We start from the raw sequence: 19,363 nt of genomic DNA, 5'->3' as shown, positions 1-19,363 counted from the left end.
CGTAACTACGTGGAGCGGCTTTTTTTCAAAATTCATGTCTATAATGTAAGATTAAAATCATACACGAAAACGGGATACCACCTGGTTGAGCGTGTCAGAAACACCCGTAGAGATAGTAATCATATTGACCTTCATCTTCGTATCATAAAAAGGCTCCGTAAAGTTCAATTCTTTACCGCGCTTAACTGCCTCTGTATACCATGGCTGTGTTAAATAATTATATTGCGGATCATCATATTCAGTCGTTTGCCTGATTTGTCCGCCATCCCTATGCACATATTGTGATCGGTATGTCACACCCGGTTCATACGCATCTTTAGCGAAAAAAACGCCCAACCCATAAGTCATATCATTTAATAATAGTTCTTGTTCGAACAGTCTTCCATAAGCATCAATTTTCATCCTGTCACCAGTTGTTCCGTACTCTTGCTTATCATCGAAACTAGTAAAACATGACGATTGTTATCGACATTTTGTTCAGATAATTTATAACGATTTTCGCAAATAAATTGAAGGTTAATGTAAATTACATTTCTAACCAAAATGCATACAACAAAAATAGTCCGATGGAACATCTCTTTACCTAAAGAGTTGCTCCATCGGACTATTTAAGCGATCCATATATAAATATTTCCCGGGAAAAGGAAACCCCGAATTCTAAGACTTAATACTTAATGAGGGTGAACACATCTACGTCAGGCAGTTTCGCCCGGCCATTGAGTTCAGACAGTTCTATAAGAAAAGCAGCTCCTACCACATTTCCACCAAGCTGACGTACCAAATTCACGGATGTGGCAATGGTTCCACCTGTAGCAAGCAGATCATCGGCAATCAATACGTTTTGCCCCGGCTCAATTGCATCCTTATGCATAGCCAGCGTATCCTTGCCGTATTCCAAACCGTATGCTTCCTCAATGGTTTCCCCAGGCAGCTTTCCGCTTTTACGAATAGGAATAAAACCAACGCCAAGAGCATAGGCCAGAGGCGCACCTACGACAAATCCGCGTGCTTCAGGACCTGCAATCAAATCAATTTTCAAATCCGATACCAGTTCCTTCATATCGTTGATTGCCCTACGGTACATTTCACCATTTTTCATCAAGGTCGTAATGTCCTTAAAACTAATACCTTGTTGTGGAAAATCGGGAATCACTCGAATATATTCTTTGTAGTCCAACTTAGTTCCTCCTACTGTAAACTTCTAAATTAGTATATCCATTCTACAACATAAGCTTGAGGCAGTGTCTCAAGAAGCACCCTTCATCAGCGACATGATCCAACTCGTCATCTGGGTTGTATCCGCATCCAGTAAATAACGCTCCATCTCAGCCATATCATATAATTCCTGATAGCGTGGAGAAGTCGTTAAATCACGCTTGGGCGGATTAGGCACAAAACAAAATTGCCCCTCTGCACGCTTCATAAACTCAAGATCCTCAAAGATGTCCAGTACTTTAGATAACATTCGTACTGAACAGGAACACTGCCGACTAAGAGCAGGCAGCATTGCTTTTTCATCAACAGGCTGTGTTCCTATTCGGGAAAGCACAACATAAATACGCTTGAACAGCTCCCTGTCAGGGCTTACGAGCCGACCGGCACGTTCACTGACCGAATGCAGGAGAAATACATTTTCTACATTTTCAAAGGTAGACCATACTGCCTGTAGCTGCTCCGGTGTTTCCGGTGGCTCCAGCACGAACAATGACATCACAGATTGCTGTGCATTCCTTTGACCATTACCAGGAGTAACAGTGCCATCCTCATCGTACAACCATAAGGATTCTGCATTTACGGAATCCATTGGACGAAGTCTGGATGAAGGATGTATCAACACTGCAACGTCATTTTTTCTCTCCTCTACACGCGGATGGAAAATTTTCAAGCCTCGTTCCAGCTCCGCAATAGGGTTCGATACTCCGCGATAATCAAAAATTTGCGGGGCTTGTACACGAATATCCTGCATCATCAATTGGAGAGAACGTTTGCCGTTCCACTCGTTAATAGACAGCTCGCCCAGCAGATCCAGTTCGGTTTGTTGCTGTAAAAAATCAGCCAAATCGCCACGCCGGAAGGCAATCGCATCCAGCGACAGTCCGTTCTGCTCCAGCAGAAGCTTTACATGATTTTTTTCACGCCCCATTTTTCGAGCCTCGCGTAATTGAAGCCCCTGTAATACGAATCGTGGAGAAGGGTTCGCCATTCCAAACGGCTGTAACAATTCCAGTTCTTCAACCACCTGTAAAGATACCTCGTCCAGACGACAGACCATATCTGCCTCTGCTATAGGAATAAGGTCTTCCGGTGTCAAAATTGAACTGGCATACCGGTTAAGCCGCTCCTCGAACAACTCCAGATTATCGCGGGTCAGCGTCATACCCGCAGCCGAAGGATGGCCGCCAAAATGCTCCATAAGTTCATGGCTGTCTGTAAGAGCACTATAAATATCCAAGGCAGGAATAGAACGGGCAGAACCTTTGCACATACCAGTCTCGGCATCAATCCCAAGAATAATGGTTGGACGATAATGACGATCCAATAGCTTGGAGGCCACAATTCCGACAACACCCACGTTCCATCCTTCACCAGCCAAAACAATAACTGAGGGGAGCTTGCCTCCATTCAGCTTGGCTGCCAACTGTTCCTCTGCTTGCTCCACAATTCGTTCAACCACCTGTTGACGCTCCCGGTTAAGCAGATCAAGCGCATGTGCAAGTTGATCTGCTTCTTCCTCTTGTTCTGTTGTCAGGAGGGAAACGGCTCGTCCCGCATGATCCAGACGTCCACTGGCATTAATCCGCGGAGCCAAGGCAAATGCGATGTTGGCAGAAGTCACTGTAGACATATCCACACCTGCTACACTAAGCAACGCCCGAATCCCGGGAAACGCAGAGCTTCTCATCGATTGGATCCCTCTGCGTACCATCGTCCGATTCTCACCGTGTAACGGCATCAGATCAGCTACCGTACCAATAGCGGCGATTTCAAACCATTCCTCGGGTACCTCATCCAACAGTGCCTGTGCCAGCTTTAGAGCAACACCAACACCTGCAAGGCCTTTAAATGGGTATGGGCAGCCAGGCAGCTTCGGATTGATCAAGGTATACGCCTTGGGAAGCACAGCAGGCGGCTCATGGTGATCAGTCACAATAACATCGATACCCAAGGAAGTTGCATAATTAATTTGCTCTACTGCACTAATTCCGGTATCCACCGTAATGACCAGCGTAACTCCCTGCTGATGAGCCCAATCCAGGGCATGGTTATGCAGGCCGTATCCCTCATTGGAGCGATGGGGAATATAAATATCATAAGAGGCCTTTAGGAAACGCATAAGCTGAATCATTAAAGATGTACTGGACACCCCGTCCGCATCATAATCGCCATAGATCAATATATGCTCGCCGCGCTCCAATGCCTTGCGAATTCTCGGCACGGCCTCTTTCATGCCAAGAAGCAGATAAGGATCGTGTATATCATCCACACTTCCGTACAAAAAGCGGTTTGCTTCCCCGGCCGTAGTGACGCCCCGGTTCACTAAAAGCCGAGACAACAATGGTGAAATCCCCAGCTCTTCTGTTAACGACTGAGCCGCTGTCAGGTTAAGTTCCGGGGTCTTCCATCTGTACTGCGAATGAAGCAATCCTATTCACCTTTCTTTCATCGTCGCCTTGCATTATTGCAGCAAGGACGACACATCATTATCCGGTAGTTCATGATTGGATTTGTAAGGATACTCGGATTGATAGGAAATGAACTGCATTTGTACATGGGTCACCTGTGGAAAACGGGTCAGTAGTAAATTTTTAGCCCGATCGGCAATTTCCTGCGCTTCCTGCACCGTAATCCGAGGGTTCACACTAATTGTTACATCAACCGTTATGAAATGCCCTGCTTCCTGAGCCTGGAAATGTTCAATCGTTACAATACCATACACCCGCTGAATCGTCTCCATAAAACTTCGGGAGTCTTCCTCCCGCAAGAGCCTCGCTGGTGCCTGATAGGCGGTATTCACCACCATCAGATAGCCTTTACGCAATACCATACAAGCTACCAGCAAAGCTGCGGTTGGATCAAGATATAGCAACGCAGGCCACTCCATTGCTTTACCAGTCATTGCACCGATCATGCCGATCAATGCAATCAGTGATGCATACAGCGAGTACCGTTCATGATTAGCGTACAGATCTGCTTCCGCTTTATGACCATGTTTAATCGAGTATCGGTATTGAAACTGAAATAACACCTCTCTCAGCACCAAAGCAACAAAAGCAGTAATTAATGCGTACAGACCGGGAGCCTGTGGTTCTGGACTGCTTAGTGAACGGACAGCCGAGATCGCTAGCTGAAGACCACTCATCAGCACCAAAATAGCCAGCACCACAGAAATGACAGTCCGAACCTTTTCACCGTTTCGCAACCGTGCCAGCATTCCGTGTCCTGTACCTTTGGAAAACAGGTCCTGCAATCGAGAAGCACTATCCGCAGCCGTGTGCAGTGCATCCCCCAACAACGCTTTGCTATTTGCCGCATAACCGACAGTTCCCTTTAGAACAGCCAGTGCGAGATTACCTACAATCCCGCTCCACGCCGTAGTTTCTAATGATCGGCTGCGTTTGCTATTCACAACGTTTCCCCCTCAATCCTGAACTGACAATTTCCCGGTCAAGCTCCATTCCAAATCAATCAAATCCCTCAAAATAAAGCCCTTCATGAGTCCACTGCTGGGCTTCTAATTAACGTAAATGTAAAAACCTTAGAAAACCGCGCCCAAGCAGACGCGGCTTTCTCTTTAATTTATACTACTGGCATTTGCGTAACTTATGACTTTGCAGCTTTGACCGCGGCGCCACCGCCAGCTGTCGGAGTTTTTTGTTTCCCCTTCAAAGCTACCCACAGCGGGCTGGCAATGAAGATGGAAGAATAAGCACCGAACAGGAGACCGATAACCATTGCAAGCGAGAACATCCGAATCGACTCGCCGCCAAAAATGAACAAGCACACAGAGGCAATAAACACAGTAAAGACAGTTGCGAGTGAACGCGTCATTGTCTGGGCAATACTGTGATCAACGACCTGCTCCAAGTCGGCCCTGGACTTCTTCTTCGCAAATCGCAGATTTTCCCGAATACGGTCAAAAATAACGACGGTATCATTGATGGAAAAACCGACAATCGTCAGAATGGCCGTAATAAAGGTCAGATCCACCTTAAGGCGGAATATGGAGAAAATACTAATGACGAGAAACGCATCATGCAGCAACGAAACAATTGCTGCAACAGCAAAACGCCATTCAAACCGGATCGAGATGTAGAGAGCAATGGCAACAGAGGCCAGTAAAATCGCCCAGATTGCATTTCGCTCCAGCTCTTGGGCCATTTCTGTATCCACCGTATTGACCTCAAATGAAGCCTTAGGATCAAGCTCTTTATTGAAAGAGGTTTTAAAACTATTCACTTGTTGATCCGTCAATACCTTTGAAAAACGAATGCCGAAGCGCTCCTTACCCGGTGTATAATCAACCTCTTTGCCGATTCCATTCTTGTCGAGCAAAGTCTGAATCTGTTGCTGTGTAACTGCCTTAGTCAAATTGACATCCACGTTAGAACCGGAACGGAAATCAACCCCGTAATTCAAACCGAATATCGACAAGCTCAAAATACCGAGCAATGTGATAATAATCGAAAAGGTATAAAACCACTTGCTCATCTTGATATATTTCAAATTCCAATTAAAGCGCACTGATATCACTCTCCTTCACACCAAAATACTTGGGCTTCTTCACAACATCCGCTTTAACCAGCAGATTGAGCAAGAAGCGGGAGAAGAAGATATTCGTCAAGATACTGGTAACAATATCAACGATGAGCACTAAGGCGAATCCTCGAACGGAGCCTGTTCCCAGACCAAACATAACTGCCGCCGCTATAATTGTCGTAATATTTGCATCCATAACGGTACGGAACGAAGCCTTACTACCCGCAATAACAGAAGAACGAATCGTTTTGCCTGACTTGATTTCTTCTTTAATCCGTTCATACGTAATGATATTGGCATCGACCGCCATCCCGATCCCGAGCACGAAAGCTGCGATACCTGGAAGCGTGAGCACGAAACCGCCCAAATAGAAGATCGCAAGCACCAGCCAGGTATGAACGATGAGACAGAAGCTGGCCACCAATCCCGGTACACGGAACATCGCAATCATAAATAGCAGAATAATAACGGAGCCGATCAAACCAGCACGAATAGTCTGATCCAGTGATAACTGACCCAATGTAGCGCCTACGCTCTGAGAATATTTTTCCGTCAGTTTAAGCGGAAGAGCCCCCAGATTTATCGTATCGGCCAGCTTGTTCGCTTCATCACGAGTGTAGTTACCTGTAATCGAAGCACTGCCATCCGTCAGCTCTCCACGTACCGTAGGTGCAGATAGTAACTCATCATCCAGGAAAATAGCCAACTCTTTGTTAAGAAGTCGTTTTGTGATCTCTGCAAATTTGGCTTTATCCTTCACTTTGATGCTAATTTCAGGCTGATTCAGCTGGTCATAGCCGACAACAGCGCCATTCTCCACAAAATCGTTACCGCGAAGCTCAATTTTGCTGTATTGACCCGGCTTTTTAGCATCCGCTGCCGTTGCACTGCGGAACGTCAGCTCGGCAGGCTTTTTCAGCATGGAGCGAACTTCCGCCTCGTTAGAGACACCAGCAAGACGCACACGAATACGGTTGCTGCCCTCTGTTGTTACTTCCGGCTCAGTCGTACCGAGCGCGTTAATCCGTCTCTCCAGACTTTGTGCTGTTTGTGTAAGAGACTGTTTGGTTACACTTTGCCCTGCTTCCAAAGGCTGGGCTTCATATAAAATTTCAAAGCCTCCCTTTAAATCGAGGCCTAGTTTTAAACTTTTTAGTAGGCCCGGGCTTGTCCCGACCATAACACCAGCTGTTATGAGCACGACCACGATGAAACTTAGAATTCTTTTCATTCCGTCCCATGTTCCCCTTTCATTCTCAATATTCCTATTATAGCTACCCCTCAAAAAGCAGTCAATTTGAACGCAAAAAAAGCCCCCCTTCTATTCGAAAGTGGAGCCCCGTAATGCGGACATTGTCAAATAGTTCATAAAGCTCGTCGCTTTAAGGGAAAGTATATCGTTAACGAGCTTGTGCAGTGGAGGAATACCCTCCTTTTCATATTTATGGCTGACGCAATTCCACACGTCCTTACTTGTGACATGTTCATAGCCTACGAGAACCAGCTCGTCTGCCTTGCTTTGGCACAGCATCTCTATGGCGTCATCCCAATCCTGCTCATCCAGCTCTTCCATACCCACGATGGTCGTTCCTCCTCCCAGCGACTCCGTTTCCGCAGATCAGCAATTAGCGGGATTATTGACTGCTTTATAGAACATTTCTGTCCTGATCTTGGAAAACCCTTCTTTTCGTCGAAAATAGCCGTAAATCAACAATATATGCATTCATTTCGCTCGTCAATAGCAGAATTCACCACCCTCCCTCTGGTCGCCCGGATTACTCTGCTTTTAATCCGAAAAGCTTGTCATGAACATGGACAGGTCTGGCATATCTTTTATAGTAACGCATAGACGGAGAATTACATTTGGGGGAAGAGGGAGTTGCGATTGAAAAAGCAGACATTCATCCATGGAGCAATTATTTTATTGGCAGCGGGAATCATCAATCGGCTACTGGGCTTTATTCCACGAATCGCGCTCCCGCGTATTATCGGACCCGAAGGAGTCGGCTTATACCAACAGGGGTATCCCTTTTTTATCGTGCTGGTGACTCTTATTACCGGGGGAATCCCACTTGCAGTGGCCAAGCTTGTGGCCGAAGCTGAAACAGCAGGACAACCTGAAATGTCACGGCGCATTTTACACACCAGCCTGCGCTTTACCGTTACGCTGAGCCTGCTCGCTATGGTACTCTGCCTTGTGTTCGCCCCTTGGATCACAAGCCATCTCCTGACCGACAGCCGTGTGTATTATACATTTATTAGCATGACTCCAATGATTGTCATCGTTGCTGTATCCTCTGCCTATAGGGGCTATTTTCAGGGAAAACAAAATATGATTCCGTCCGCCAGCTCCTCGATTGCCGAGACCGTTATGCGTATTTTTTGCGTCATTTGGTTTGCGTACTTACTCCTTCCTTACGGTGTTGCCTACGCTGCTGCAGGAGCCATGCTCGGTGCATTGGCTGGTGAACTGATGGGTATGGTTGTCCTGCTATGGCAATATGCGTGGAACCAGCGAAGGGATCGTATCCCCTACCAAACGGAGACATCTTTACCTTCAGAGGTTTATCTCGAGGAATCATCCGTTTTGTCACGTCTTATGTCTATATCCGTCCCTGTTACGGCGGGAAGGCTCGTCGGCTCCTTGTCCTATTTGCTGGAATCCATTTTATGTATGCGTAGCCTCGCCGTAGCAGGCATTGCAACTGGTATCGCAACCGCACAGTATGGGGCCATGCAGGGCATGGTCATTCCTGTATTATTACTGCCAGGTGCCCTAACCAGTTCATTAGCGGTTTCACTCGTGCCTTCCTTATCTGAAGCAGCTGCCAAGGGACACATTACGGCCATTCACAAACGTTTGCATCAATCGCTTCGGCTCGCTTTGGTTGCAGGAGCCCCATTCGCTGTTATCATGTACGTGTTGGCAGAGCCTCTGTGTCTGTTACTCTACAATAATGGCGATATTGCAGGTATGCTTAAACTCATGGCGCCCTTTGCTCTGTTTATGTACATCCAGGCCCCGCTTCAGGCAGCACTTCAAGCGCTGGACCGTCCCGGTAGTGCTTTATTTAACACCTTTGTCGGAGCCGTCATCAAAATTTTGCTTATCGTATGGCTTGCTTCTCAGCCTCAGTATGGTATCTACGGAGCGGTCATCGCCATTTGCGTAAACAATGCCATTGTCACCCTTCTGCATGGCTTCAGTGTAAGCAGACTGCTTCGTTTTCGTGTACGCTTGCTCGATTTCTGGAAAACTGGAGTGGGCATGATCATTATGGCAGCTGCGGTATTATACGTTTACAGACATCTGGCAATGTTCGACCAAATGTGGCTTCAATTTATTTTTGCCGCAGGTGTCGGGATGATCCTGTACCTTATTCTGATGACTTCAATCAAAATGATTGACTGGGACAACCTTACACGCATTCCCATTTTGAGAAGATGGTTTAAAGCCAAAGAAATCTAATACGAAGGTCTAATCCGAAGACTCCCCAAAAGCTGGTGGCGTAATATATACATCACCTCTATGATTAACCGTGCATAAGAAAACATCTTTAAAATCTCTGTGTCCCTTTTCTTGAATCTGATTTTTAAGCCAAAATCGGTTCATATCCATTCGCTCCAAATTTCGATCCAACACCTTTCCGTCCATAATTAATGGAACAGGTAGACCCTCATATCTAAACTTTCCGCCGATTTGAGGAGTAGGAGGAACTTTTTTGTCCTGTTGCTCCATGTTCGTCAAATTTGTTTGACTTAAATCCCGTTTTATTCTGTCTAACTCAACACCTTCATCTTTATCATCCTTACCTGCCACCGTAAGCTTGCCTGTGGTTTCCAAAATAACATATTCAACTTCGTCCAGATTTTCAATATTTTGTTCACGAAGTTGCAATAACAAGTCATCTAAATTGTAGCGTTGCTTGGCCATTTCATCCTTGTTTAGTTGCCCATTGGAGTACAACACACTGGGCCGACCATCGAATAGCAGGCGCAGACGCCGGCTTTTGAGACTGAAATAGGAAATTCCTATCTGCAGAATTAGCAGCACTCCTAGAGGGATTAACCCTTCATATAACGGACGTTTTATATCCTCCAGACTGAATACAGCAATTTCCGCAATCATAATGGAAATGACGAGATCAAAAACAGACAGCTTCCCGATCTCCCTTTTACCCATCAAGCGCATCACCAAATATACGATAAAATACATGAGCAGCGTCCGAAAAATATGAGCAAAAATATCGTGACTCAATCTGTTCGCCTCCTCTCCTGTACGTTGTGCAAGACATTCATTGTTCATTGTACACGTATTCTGACCGTTCCCCACTGGACTCATACAAAAAACAAAAGGCTAAATTATTGAAATAAAGAGAAAGACTGCTTGCGACTTGGTACTAAGCCCGAAGGCTTGACCATAGAATGATAATAGTTCAAACCTTGGTACAGGAGGAATTAGCAATGGAGCTCATTCGCCGCTGGAGTCCGTTTCGTCTGGCCCATCCCATTTTATCCGGCTTGTTTTATGCTTTTGCATGGATGCTGCTGGGCGCATTGATTCTTTCACTACTGTTGTGGCTAACACAGATGCAGGAACAGGACTTATCCTTGTATACGTACATCGTTCACGCATTCGCTATGCTATCTGGTGGCTTCGTCGCCGGTAAAAGATCCACAAACAAAGGCTGGTATCAAGGCGGCATTACAGGCATCCTGTATGGATTAATTGTTCTTCTGGTCGGTTTTCTGGCACTGGATGCGGGCATGAACGCTAAGGATCTGTTGCACTTGGGAATTGCCTTTATCATAGGCGCGGGAGGCGGAATGTTCGGAATTAATCTCAGTAAATAACGAATTTAAAAAAGTGAAGTGAACGCGGGGCATGTAACGATCAACACAAAAAACCGAGCCTTCTCATAGGCTCGGTTTTTCACATGATGACAGGCAGATTCTACGATTTAGATACAACTTCCTCAGATGCTGTATCTTTTGCAATTGCATTACTGATTGCACTGCGGTCAAAGGTCAACTTTGTTACATCATTTACACGCAAAACAACCACATCGTCCGTGATCTCCATAATTGTACCGTGAAGACCTCCGATTGTAATCACTTTATCTCCCTTTTTCAAAGCTTGAAGCATCGATTGGCGTTGCTTTTGTTTTTTCTGATTCGGACGAATCAGCAAGAAATAGAAGATTACAAACATCAGAGCCAATGGCCAGATCATTTGAAAAAGTCCCCCAGCTCCGCCGGGTGCAGCCGCAGCTGTAGCAAATTGAAACATGTTAAATCCCCCTTTCGTATACACTCCCCTGAAACTTAAAAGCCTTTATCATTATCATGAAGACCGTACTGCTCAAAAAATTCATCGCGGAAATCAAGCAGTCTGTCATCCATAATCGCTTGTCTGACATTACGCATCAATTGTATTAAGAAATGCAAGTTATGATACGTTGTCAGTCTGAGCCCGAAGGTTTCATCTGCTTTAATCAAATGACGCAAGTAAGCACGTGAGTAATTGCGACAAGTGTAGCAATCGCAAGCCGGATCAAGCGGGCCAAAATCGCTTGCAAAATTGGCATTACGAACGACAAGACGACCCTGACTTGTCATCGTTGTCCCGTTGCGAGCAATCCGGGTTGGAAGTACACAATCGAACATATCCACACCGCGGATAGAACCCTCAATTAAGGCATCCGGCGAACCTACGCCCATCAAATAACGTGGCTTGTTGGTAGGAAGCAGAGGAACCGTATAATCAAGCACTTCATACATCAAGTGCTTTGGTTCACCTACACTCAGTCCACCAATAGCATACCCCGGGAAATCCATGGAAGTCAAATTTGCGGCACTTTGCTTGCGCAGATCTTCATGCATGCCCCCTTGTACAATGGCGAACAGCCCTTGATCATGAGGACGCGCATGTGCCTCTAAACAACGCTCAGCCCAACGGCTGGTGCGTTCCAGTGACTTTTTCACGTATTCATACTCAGCCGGAAACGGTGGACATTCATCGAAGGCCATCATAATATCCGAACCCAGCGAGTTTTGAATTTCCATCGCCACTTCCGGCGAAAGAAACTTCTTATCTCCATTTAAATGAGAGCGAAAATGAACACCCTCCTCTGAAATCTTACGCATTTCGCTTAAGGAAAACACCTGAAATCCGCCACTGTCCGTTAAAATAGGACGATCCCAATTCATAAACTTGTGCAGTCCACCCGCTTCACGAATAATATCATGACCAGGACGAAGAAACAGATGGTACGTGTTACTCAAAATAATTTGAGCATCCATCTCCTTCAATTCCTCAGGACTCATCGTTTTGACCGTAGCTTGCGTTCCCACAGGCATAAAGGTTGGTGTCTCAATAACCCCGTGAGGTGTATGCACACGCCCAAGGCGGGCTCCTGATTGCTTGCAGGTTTTAATATGTTCGTATCTTATTGCTGGTGCCATATTTTCTCTACCATCCTTAATTAATAAATGAACATTGCGTCTCCGAAGCTAAAAAACCGATATTCGCGGTCAATCGCTTCCTGGTAAGCATGCATAATATTCTCCCTGCCCGCCAGTGCGCTGACAAGCATAACCAGGGTGGATTTAGGCAAGTGGAAATTCGTAATCATTGCATCCACCACACGGAATTCATAACCTGGGTAAATAAAAATCTGTGTCCAGCCACTGCTTGCCTTAAGTACTCCATCTGCGAATTGACTGCCCACCGTCTCCAGCGTTCGGCAACTGGTTGTACCCACGGCCACGACTCTTCCGCCACGTGCCTTGGTTTCATTAAGTACATCTGCCGTTTCCTGTGACAATGAATAATATTCCTCGTGCATTACATGCTCTTCAATCGTGTCTACCGACATCGGTCTGAACGTCCCTAAGCCGACATGAAGTGTAACAAAGGCAATGGAAACGCCCTTCTCCCTAATTCGGTCTAGCAATTCTTCTGTAAAATGCAGTCCTGCCGTTGGAGCCGCAGCAGAACCTTCGTGCCGAGCATAAACCGTCTGATAGCGCTCGCGATCATCCAGTTGCTCCTTGATATAGGGTGGAAGCGGCATTTGCCCAAGACGATCCAGGATCTCCTGAAAAATACCTTCATAAGAAAATGAAAGCACCCTGCCCCCCATATCTCCTTCTTTCTCAATAACAGCCTTCAGCTCATCACCGAAAACGATTACAGCTCCCTTTTTCAGTTTTTTACCTGGCTTCACCAATGCTTCCCATCGGTCTCCCTCCAATTGCTTAAGTAGTAGCACCTCGGCCTTAGCCCCCGTGTCTTGCTTAATACCGAACAAGCGTGCAGGAATCACTCGCGTATCATTTAACACCAGCGTATCCCCAGGGCTAAAATACTGTACAATATCCGCAAATGTATGATGCTCCACTTCACCGTTATTCTTGTTTAACGTCAGCAATCTGGAAGCGCTCCGTTCCAGCAAAGGCGTCTGTGCAATTAATGTTTCGGGTAATTCAAAATCATAGTCGTTTACATTCATATATTGGTCATTCCTTAACTATATCCACATTTTTGTAATAGTGTTGCAAAATTTTCTTGTAATCATACCCCTGTTCGGCCAAACCGTTGGCTCCCCATTGCGACAAGCCCAAACCATGACCATTTCCTTTGCCTGTAAAAATAAAGCTTTGCGTTTTATCAATGACTCGCGCATGACGGTCTTCGTTCATGACGACCACTCCGTTACCGCTTGAAGTGCTGCTCCCAGATGCTGACAAAATTTGAGTTCCTTGCGAACCACTTACATGAGAAGTGGCCCCATCAGCGCCTAATACAGTATAACTGCCGGTACTCGCAATATCAAACAGAGTACTCGGTAATCCCCCCATCGCTGAACGATACATATCGGGATATTTTACTGTCAAAGGTGAGCCGTTGGCCTCAACCTCAAGAACACGCCCTGACGGACCACGTTTGGTAACATCCAGATGATCAATTAAAGACGGTACTGTACCTGTAACTTTCCCTTGTAGGGATTTAGAAATCTGCGCTGATGTAAAAGGTCCACGCACCCATGCATAGTCTCCGGATTGAGGGACCTTCTCCAAAACAATCATCTCTTCACCCGGTTGCGCCTTGGCTACTGGTGCAACGGCTGATTGAATTTGGGGAATAGCACGCACATTGGTATTCTCAGCAGTAACGGTAATTTTGTCTAACCCGGCTTCTGTGACTCCCTCCAGCTCCTTGGCATTATCCTCACGAATATAACCTGTCTTGCCACTGGAGAGAAGTACATGATACCACTCCTGTGCTCCTTTTTGCGCCGTTGTATCTCCCGAGCTGTCTACGCTGGCGAATGCTTCACCACCGCTGTTCCATACCTCGGAAGCATCTGCTGTTACACCGCCCGCATTGGATGAAAATACAGCTTCGAGCACTTTGCCGCCGCTTTTAATGACTTCACCAGCCGTGGCATCTACAGCCTCACTGACATTCGCATTTTCCGAGCCCTTGCCATTATAAGCTTGACTTAACGTGCCATCCACCACATTACCGATCTGAAACCGAGTGCCTTGGGCAAGTGCATAGCTGCGGGCAGCCACCGCTTGAGCCTTGAGAGCTTCAGCCGGCCATGAGGAATAGACCTCAGCTCCTACCACGGAATACAAATACTGCTCCAACGGTACATCATTAACAAGCGCCAGTTGTCCTGATGTCATGCTAATCTCCATGTCGCCGCGATATGTACGCTGTGATCTTTCAACCACTTGAACGCCATTGTTACCGCCGTTGACTATTATCTTACTGTTATCAGAGCCACTCAGCATATAATGTAACATTGCTTGCGAGCCTGTCGTTACTCCTGCTTCTTGTCTTATTATGAGGCCGGTTTGAGTAGCACTAACTTTAGATAACGTAAGTTTGGGCTGCTTGCTCTCCAGTTCTGCTTTTAAAGTCGACAGCTTGCTGTCGTTACTCTCTTCACCAACCCACACAGCATACTGACCTCTTGATTGAATCACCGTAAAAGCATCAAAGCCTGCGGCAGCAATTGTCGTTCGAACGAGGTTTGCCTCCTGCTCGCTTCCATAGCTTCCTGTTGACCAGTGCTTATTCCCCTTAACTTCAGCCTGCGCTCCGGTTGCGGAAGAAATCCGCTGTACAGCAGCCTGTGCTGCCTGTTCACTTGCATATATTCCCGCGTACACCTGATAGACAGAGCTACCGTTTTTGGATCCGATAAAAACCGTAGGTTTATCATTCGTCTTTTGCAGGACTTGAGCCGCTTTTATCGCAGCTGCTTCATTTCCTTCAAGCACCTTCACCCGATAGCTATCCACACTAAAACGAGCGGTGCTGTCCGGTAGTCCCATCCAAGCCTGAAAACTGCCTCCACTGTTCTGTCCGACACTCAAACCCTCTGATGATTTCAAGGTTACCGCAGGGACTGTTGCTTTATACTTGCTACCTAGATCCGCAAAGATCACTACACGAATATCCTCTTGGGCGGCGGCAGCGTGAACACTCGAAGTCCAAGGTAAGCAAACTGTAGCTAATACCATAATTGCTGCTGCTCGTTTGGCTCTGCCTGTCCATGTACTGAATATTGTTTTTCGGTTCAATGCTTTCCCACTCATTTTTGGCTTCCCCCATTCCGACTGTCTTACAAGCATAAAGCATGGTTTGGCGGGATCTCGACCATTGCCTGTCCCTTTAAATACATCGACGGAATAAACCAAAATTTGAACACGGTTAGTTCTAACTCACAGGTCTTTTTCCCTAGCCATCCTATTCCGCCAATGTCATATTTACCATAAACGTATTTACTCTATCGTACTTGCCATATTTGCGTAACTACGCTCTGAATTAATCTCAATTCCATTTCTTTTTAAACCTTATTTCGGGCTTGTTCTCTTGTAATAAAAATCCGCCATTCCTAGTCACCGCGGATCCGTTGGCATAGGGATTCCAAGGTGAGCATATGCTGCCGGAGTCACCGTCCGTCCTCGAGGTGTTCTTTGTAAAAGTCCTATTTGTAGCAAATATGGCTCATACACGTCCTCAATCGTCTGGCTCTCTTCACCGATGGTTGCGGCAATGGTATCCAATCCCACAGGTCCGCCTCGAAATGAATGAATCATTGCCTTAAGCATTTTATGATCAATTTCATCCAGTCCGAGCGGATCTATTTGAAGCCTTTTTAGTGCCTCTGCGGCCAATTCTGAATGAATAATACCGTCTCCAGCAACTTGAGCAAAATCACGCACCCTTTTTAACAGCCGGTTCGCAATCCGTGGTGTTCCCCTTGAACGCAATGCGATTTCTTCGGCTGCATCCCCGACGATCTCAATCTCCATAATGTCCGCATTTCTTGATACGATGTAGGCCAGCTCGTCAGTCGTATAAAACTCCAATCGACTGATAACACCAAACCGGTCGCGCAACGGCGCAGAAAGCAGACCAGCGCGTGTAGTAGCCCCTATAAGGGTAAAGGGCGGCAAATCCAGGCGAACCGATCGCGCACTCGGGCCTTTACCAATCATAATGTCCAGTGCAAAATCCTCCATCGCCGGGTACATGACTTCTTCCACCGTCCGATGAAGGCGATGAATTTCATCAATGAACAAAACATCGCCTTCTTGGAGATTGGTCAGCAACGCAGCCAAGTCTCCGGGCCTTTCAATCGCAGGCCCCGAAGTGGTGCGCAAATTAACCCCTAGCTCATTCGCAATAATGTTAGCGAGAGTCGTTTTACCCAATCCGGGTGGACCGTACAACAGTACATGATCCAACGCTTCTTTACGCATCTTGGCTGCTTCAATGTAAATTTTCAAATTTTCCTTAACCTGATTTTGCCCGATATATTCATTAAGATAACGGGGGCGAAGGCTTAGCTCCGCCGTTTGGTCTTCCATCATCAAATTGGCGGAAATAATCCGATCATCCATTTTCCATCGCTCCTCTTTTCACCAGACTTCTGTCAACGGACATCAGCGTCCTATCCGGCAAACAACAGTTGCAAAGCCCGTTTCATCAAAATATCGGCAGATTCATCAGGTTTGGCATCCTTCTTCATTCTGCTCCATACCTTATCCAACTCTGCATCTGTGTAACCGAGCGCCTTGAGCGCCTCACGTGCCTCGCCCCAATAGGAGCCCTCTCCCTCTTCCACGACAGGCTCCGCAAATAATCCAGTCACCATTCCCAGCGAACCAATACTGTCCAGTTTGTCTTTCAAGTCCAGAATCATACGTTGTGCCGTCTTTTTACCAATCCCCGGTAACTTGGTGAGAAATGTGATATTTTCCTGATAAATCGCCGTCACCACATGAGCAGGCGTACCGCCTCCCAAAATACCAAGTGCCACACGTGGTCCAATACCAGATACATCGATTAATTTACGGAATAATTGCTGTTCCTCACGGGTTGCAAACCCGAACAGTGAAATAGCATCTTCCCTTACATGATGGTGAATGTAAATAACCACCGGCCCTTCCGTTTTGGCGAAGGCGTAAGGATTGGGACAGAACACGCGATATCCCACCCCCTGCACATCCAAAACGACATATTCATTTTCCAAGTGAGCTACAGAACCACGCAAGAAATCTATCATTTTCGCAATACCTCATTTAATTTTGAATTTAGTCCATAGGAATGCGCATGACAAATAGCCACCGCCAAAGCATCCGCTACATCATCCGGTTTGGGCACAGCCTGGAGCTTTAGAAACATTCTAACCATCTCCTGTACCTGCTTCTTCTCCGCCTTACCATACCCTACAATAGCCTGCTTAACCTGCATCGGCGTGTATTCCCCTATAGGGAGATTACGTTGCTTTGCAGCCAGCACCAGCACACCCCGTGCCTGACTTACAGACATAGCAGTCGTAACGTTGCGATTAAAAAAAAGCTTCTCCAGCGCTACCGCATCAGGCTTATATTTATCAATCAATTGCAACATGCCTTCATACACATGAAGCAACCTTTCTTCTTCCGGTGTATGAGCCTCAGTCTGAATGCAGCCGTACTGCACAGGAACCACCTTACTGCCAATCTTGTCCACAAATCCGAAGCCCACAATAGCAATACCCGGATCAATTCCTAGAAAACGCAAAAAAATCTCTCCCCTATCACTAAACGATGGTGTTAACTAACCATCAGCCTACTCCATCCTCAATACATCTGTGCTAAATTCCATACAAAGCGAACATATGTGTCGTTCATTTCATTATAACAAAACTTTGTATCTAATAGAGGAAAAAATTTTACTCTAAGTAAAAACATAAAAAGAGACGCCACAAGCATCACCTGATCGGTAAATGCCTAACGTCTCCTGCTTCTAATCAATATTGCTGTTTTAATACCCTCTGTGTTCGTTCCACCGCAAAGTCACTAAAAGTAGAGATTACACTGTTATACTCGTTTATATCCTGTACACGGATTCCCTGCTGAAGTTGTTCATACACCCCTTCCGGTAAAGCCGTTTCCATGGAGTCCACATCCAGTTGGAAAAAAGTCCGTATAACCTTCTCCTTTTTAGGTGGTCCTTCAAACAAAGTGAGCTGTCCGTCAGCGCTCAAGCCCATGTAGCCGCGCTCTTTACACGATTCCGACAAATCTTCTACCCTCCGCTCCAGCCACACCTCTCCCTTGGTATTAAGCCGTCCCTTCCAGTCGGGATGCTGCCTTAGTAAATTTTCCAGCTGCTGCGAGCTCAGCGTACCTAAGGAAAGCGTTTCCGTACCACAGACGTAGGTGGTTAACAGACGAGTCTTCCTGCTTATACCGGAAGCACGTATGCTTTGCAAAACTTGCATCTGTGAGGAGCGATCTTCAGCCTGTGTTGTGGGTGAAGATTCCTCCATATCAACCTCTGCCATAACTGTAGCGGCCAGTGGCTGTGACAGCATAGCCTGCATATGTCTTGAAAACAGAATACCCAACCCTGCCAGCAAACAAGCCGCTCCAAAAATGGTAAAGGCCCATACCATTCTTCTTCCCTGATTCCAACGCCGTTTCATTTGTTTTTTCCAACTTAATCGCTTCACAGTAATCCCTTCCGTCCCACTTTTTGTGTTAGTGTGACCTGGCGATTACTGAATTATACAAAAAGATAATAAATACAATAAAAAAAGCCGCTGTTCCCAGCGACTTTCCTTTTGAATCGGGATGACACGATTTGAACATGCGACCCCCTGGTCCCAAACCAGGTGCTCTACCAAGCTGAGCTACATCCCGATACATATGCCGGTGAGAGGACTCGAACCTCCACGGTTTCCCTCACGATTTTGAGTCGCGCGCGTCTGCCAATTCCGCCACACCGGCTTATGAAGTTAATGGCGCGCCCTGAGAGATTCGAACTCCCGGCCTTTTGATTCGTAGTCAAACGCTCTATCCAGCTGAGCTAAGGGCGCAAATATGGAGCGGACGACGGGAATCGAACCCGCGACCCTCGCCTTGGCAAGGCGATGCTCTACCGCTGAGCCACGTCCGCAATACAATTATACTATAACATATAATTTCAAAAATGGTGAGCCATGAAGGACTCGAACCTTCGACACCCTGATTAAAAGTCAGGTGCTCTACCAACTGAGCTAATGGCTCCCAACAGGGTAATATAACTTTGTAG

18 protein-coding genes and 5 tRNA genes are annotated in these 19,363 nt (G+C 46.4%); 2 read left to right on the top strand and 21 right to left on the bottom strand.

The window, feature by feature from the left end; translation table 11 throughout:
* Positions 1–57: 57 nt before the first annotated feature.
* The 7 genes from L693_RS0108785 to L693_RS0108760 all read right to left on the bottom strand — a co-directional run bounded on the left by L693_RS0108785 (position 58) and on the right by L693_RS0108760 (position 7,336).
* A complete protein-coding gene (locus tag L693_RS0108785; protein ID WP_025716939.1) occupies positions 58–402 on the bottom strand; it encodes a cache domain-containing protein in 345 nt (114 codons plus the stop codon).
* Between the two features lie 262 nt (positions 403–664).
* Entirely contained in the window at positions 665–1,177 is a 513-nt protein-coding gene (locus L693_RS0108780; protein ID WP_025716938.1) for an adenine phosphoribosyltransferase, read from the bottom strand.
* Between the two features lie 69 nt (positions 1,178–1,246).
* Positions 1,247–3,643, bottom strand: a complete 2,397-nt coding sequence (recJ, locus tag L693_RS0108775) for a single-stranded-DNA-specific exonuclease RecJ (protein WP_025716937.1) — start codon at positions 3,641–3,643, stop codon at positions 1,247–1,249.
* Positions 3,644–3,676: 33 nt separating this feature from the next.
* On the bottom strand, positions 3,677–4,627 hold the full coding sequence (locus L693_RS0108770) for a cation diffusion facilitator family transporter (RefSeq protein WP_025716936.1): 951 nt from the start codon (positions 4,625–4,627) through the stop codon (positions 3,677–3,679).
* Between the two features lie 194 nt (positions 4,628–4,821).
* A complete protein-coding gene (gene secF, locus L693_RS27885) occupies positions 4,822–5,742 on the bottom strand; it encodes a protein translocase subunit SecF (RefSeq protein WP_049825103.1) in 921 nt (306 codons plus the stop codon).
* Positions 5,732–6,988 carry a protein translocase subunit SecD gene (gene secD / locus L693_RS27880; RefSeq protein WP_049825102.1) on the bottom strand — a complete coding sequence of 419 codons (1,257 nt, stop codon included), beginning with the start codon at positions 6,986–6,988 and terminating at the stop codon, positions 5,732–5,734. Before secD ends, secF begins: the two co-directional genes overlap by 11 nt.
* A 90-nt stretch (positions 6,989–7,078) precedes the next feature.
* Positions 7,079–7,336: a post-transcriptional regulator gene (locus L693_RS0108760; protein ID WP_007431667.1), complete on the bottom strand. Its 258-nt coding sequence runs from the start codon at positions 7,334–7,336 to the stop codon at positions 7,079–7,081.
* 306 nt (positions 7,337–7,642) lie between these two features.
* Between L693_RS0108760 and spoVB the strand changes: the two genes are divergently transcribed.
* A complete protein-coding gene (gene spoVB, locus L693_RS0108755; protein WP_025716935.1) occupies positions 7,643–9,226 on the top strand; it encodes a stage V sporulation protein B in 1,584 nt (527 codons plus the stop codon).
* A 9-nt stretch (positions 9,227–9,235) separates the two neighbouring features.
* Here the strand turns inward: spoVB and L693_RS0108750 are convergent, their stop codons facing one another.
* Positions 9,236–10,015 carry a DUF421 domain-containing protein gene (locus tag L693_RS0108750; RefSeq protein ID WP_025716934.1) on the bottom strand — a complete coding sequence of 260 codons (780 nt, stop codon included), beginning with the start codon at positions 10,013–10,015 and terminating at the stop codon, positions 9,236–9,238.
* A gap of 206 nt (positions 10,016–10,221) precedes the next feature.
* On the opposite strand from L693_RS0108750, the gene L693_RS0108745 reads away from it, so the two are divergent.
* Entirely contained in the window at positions 10,222–10,611 is a 390-nt protein-coding gene (locus L693_RS0108745; protein WP_025716933.1) for a TIGR04086 family membrane protein, read from the top strand.
* Between the two features lie 100 nt (positions 10,612–10,711).
* Here the strand turns inward: L693_RS0108745 and yajC are convergent, their stop codons facing one another.
* From yajC to L693_RS0108680, 13 genes are all read right to left on the bottom strand, one after another.
* Positions 10,712–11,047, bottom strand: coding sequence for a preprotein translocase subunit YajC (yajC, locus tag L693_RS0108740; RefSeq protein ID WP_025716932.1), 336 nt, complete (start codon positions 11,045–11,047; stop codon positions 10,712–10,714).
* Between the two features lie 35 nt (positions 11,048–11,082).
* The gene (gene tgt, locus L693_RS0108735) at positions 11,083–12,222 is read right to left on the bottom strand and encodes a tRNA guanosine(34) transglycosylase Tgt (RefSeq protein ID WP_025716931.1); all 1,140 of its coding nucleotides are present in this window, start codon (positions 12,220–12,222) and stop codon (positions 11,083–11,085) included.
* 20 nt (positions 12,223–12,242) lie between these two features.
* The gene (gene queA / locus L693_RS0108730; RefSeq protein WP_025716930.1) at positions 12,243–13,271 is read right to left on the bottom strand and encodes a tRNA preQ1(34) S-adenosylmethionine ribosyltransferase-isomerase QueA; all 1,029 of its coding nucleotides are present in this window, start codon (positions 13,269–13,271) and stop codon (positions 12,243–12,245) included.
* 7 nt (positions 13,272–13,278) lie between these two features.
* Positions 13,279–15,372, bottom strand: a complete 2,094-nt coding sequence (locus tag L693_RS0108725; protein ID WP_025716929.1) for a SpoIID/LytB domain-containing protein — start codon at positions 15,370–15,372, stop codon at positions 13,279–13,281.
* Positions 15,373–15,675: 303 nt separating this feature from the next.
* Complete coding sequence (gene ruvB / locus L693_RS0108720) at positions 15,676–16,683, bottom strand: Holliday junction branch migration DNA helicase RuvB (protein ID WP_025716928.1); 1,008 nt, start codon at positions 16,681–16,683, stop codon at positions 15,676–15,678.
* Between the two features lie 50 nt (positions 16,684–16,733).
* Entirely contained in the window at positions 16,734–17,348 is a 615-nt protein-coding gene (ruvA, locus tag L693_RS0108715; protein WP_025716927.1) for a Holliday junction branch migration protein RuvA, read from the bottom strand.
* Complete coding sequence (gene ruvC, locus L693_RS0108710; protein ID WP_025716926.1) at positions 17,345–17,848, bottom strand: crossover junction endodeoxyribonuclease RuvC; 504 nt, start codon at positions 17,846–17,848, stop codon at positions 17,345–17,347. Before ruvC ends, ruvA begins: the two co-directional genes overlap by 4 nt.
* Before the next feature lie 229 nt (positions 17,849–18,077).
* Positions 18,078–18,782 carry a BofC C-terminal domain-containing protein gene (locus L693_RS0108705; RefSeq protein ID WP_025716925.1) on the bottom strand — a complete coding sequence of 235 codons (705 nt, stop codon included), beginning with the start codon at positions 18,780–18,782 and terminating at the stop codon, positions 18,078–18,080.
* 116 nt (positions 18,783–18,898) lie between these two features.
* Positions 18,899–18,972, bottom strand: a tRNA-Pro gene (locus L693_RS0108700).
* Between the two features lie 7 nt (positions 18,973–18,979).
* Positions 18,980–19,059: transfer RNA gene (locus L693_RS0108695), tRNA-Leu, on the bottom strand.
* 12 nt (positions 19,060–19,071) lie between these two features.
* Positions 19,072–19,148 (bottom strand) — tRNA-Arg (locus tag L693_RS0108690).
* A gap of 5 nt (positions 19,149–19,153) precedes the next feature.
* A tRNA-Gly gene (locus L693_RS0108685) sits at positions 19,154–19,228 on the bottom strand.
* Positions 19,229–19,262: 34 nt separating this feature from the next.
* Positions 19,263–19,338, bottom strand: a tRNA-Lys gene (locus tag L693_RS0108680).
* Positions 19,339–19,363 lie beyond the last annotated feature (25 nt).

The sequence above is a fragment of the Paenibacillus sp. 1-18 genome, assembly GCF_000520755.1.
Lineage (GTDB): Bacteria > Bacillota > Bacilli > Paenibacillales > Paenibacillaceae > Paenibacillus > Paenibacillus brasilensis.
This window is presented reverse-complemented; position numbering and strand designations above follow the sequence as displayed.

Bases quoted from the DNA above. Each gene is read 5' to 3' on its own strand.
- L693_RS0108785 (WP_025716939.1), bottom strand. From the start codon at position 402: ATGAAAATTGATGCTTATGGAAGACTGTTCGAACAAGAACTATTATTA.
- secD (WP_049825102.1), bottom strand. From the start codon at position 6,988: ATGAAAAGAATTCTAAGTTTCATCGTGGTCGTGCTCATAACAGCTGGT.
- L693_RS0108745 (WP_025716933.1), top strand. From the start codon at position 10,222: ATGGAGCTCATTCGCCGCTGGAGTCCGTTTCGTCTGGCCCATCCCATT.
- yajC (WP_025716932.1), bottom strand. From the start codon at position 11,047: ATGTTTCAATTTGCTACAGCTGCGGCTGCACCCGGCGGAGCTGGGGGA.
- tgt (WP_025716931.1), bottom strand. From the start codon at position 12,222: ATGGCACCAGCAATAAGATACGAACATATTAAAACCTGCAAGCAATCA.
- queA (WP_025716930.1), bottom strand. From the start codon at position 13,271: ATGAATGTAAACGACTATGATTTTGAATTACCCGAAACATTAATTGCA.
- L693_RS0108725 (WP_025716929.1), bottom strand. From the start codon at position 15,372: ATGAGTGGGAAAGCATTGAACCGAAAAACAATATTCAGTACATGGACA.
- ruvB (WP_025716928.1), bottom strand. From the start codon at position 16,683: ATGGATGATCGGATTATTTCCGCCAATTTGATGATGGAAGACCAAACG.
- ruvA (WP_025716927.1), bottom strand. From the start codon at position 17,348: ATGATAGATTTCTTGCGTGGTTCTGTAGCTCACTTGGAAAATGAATAT.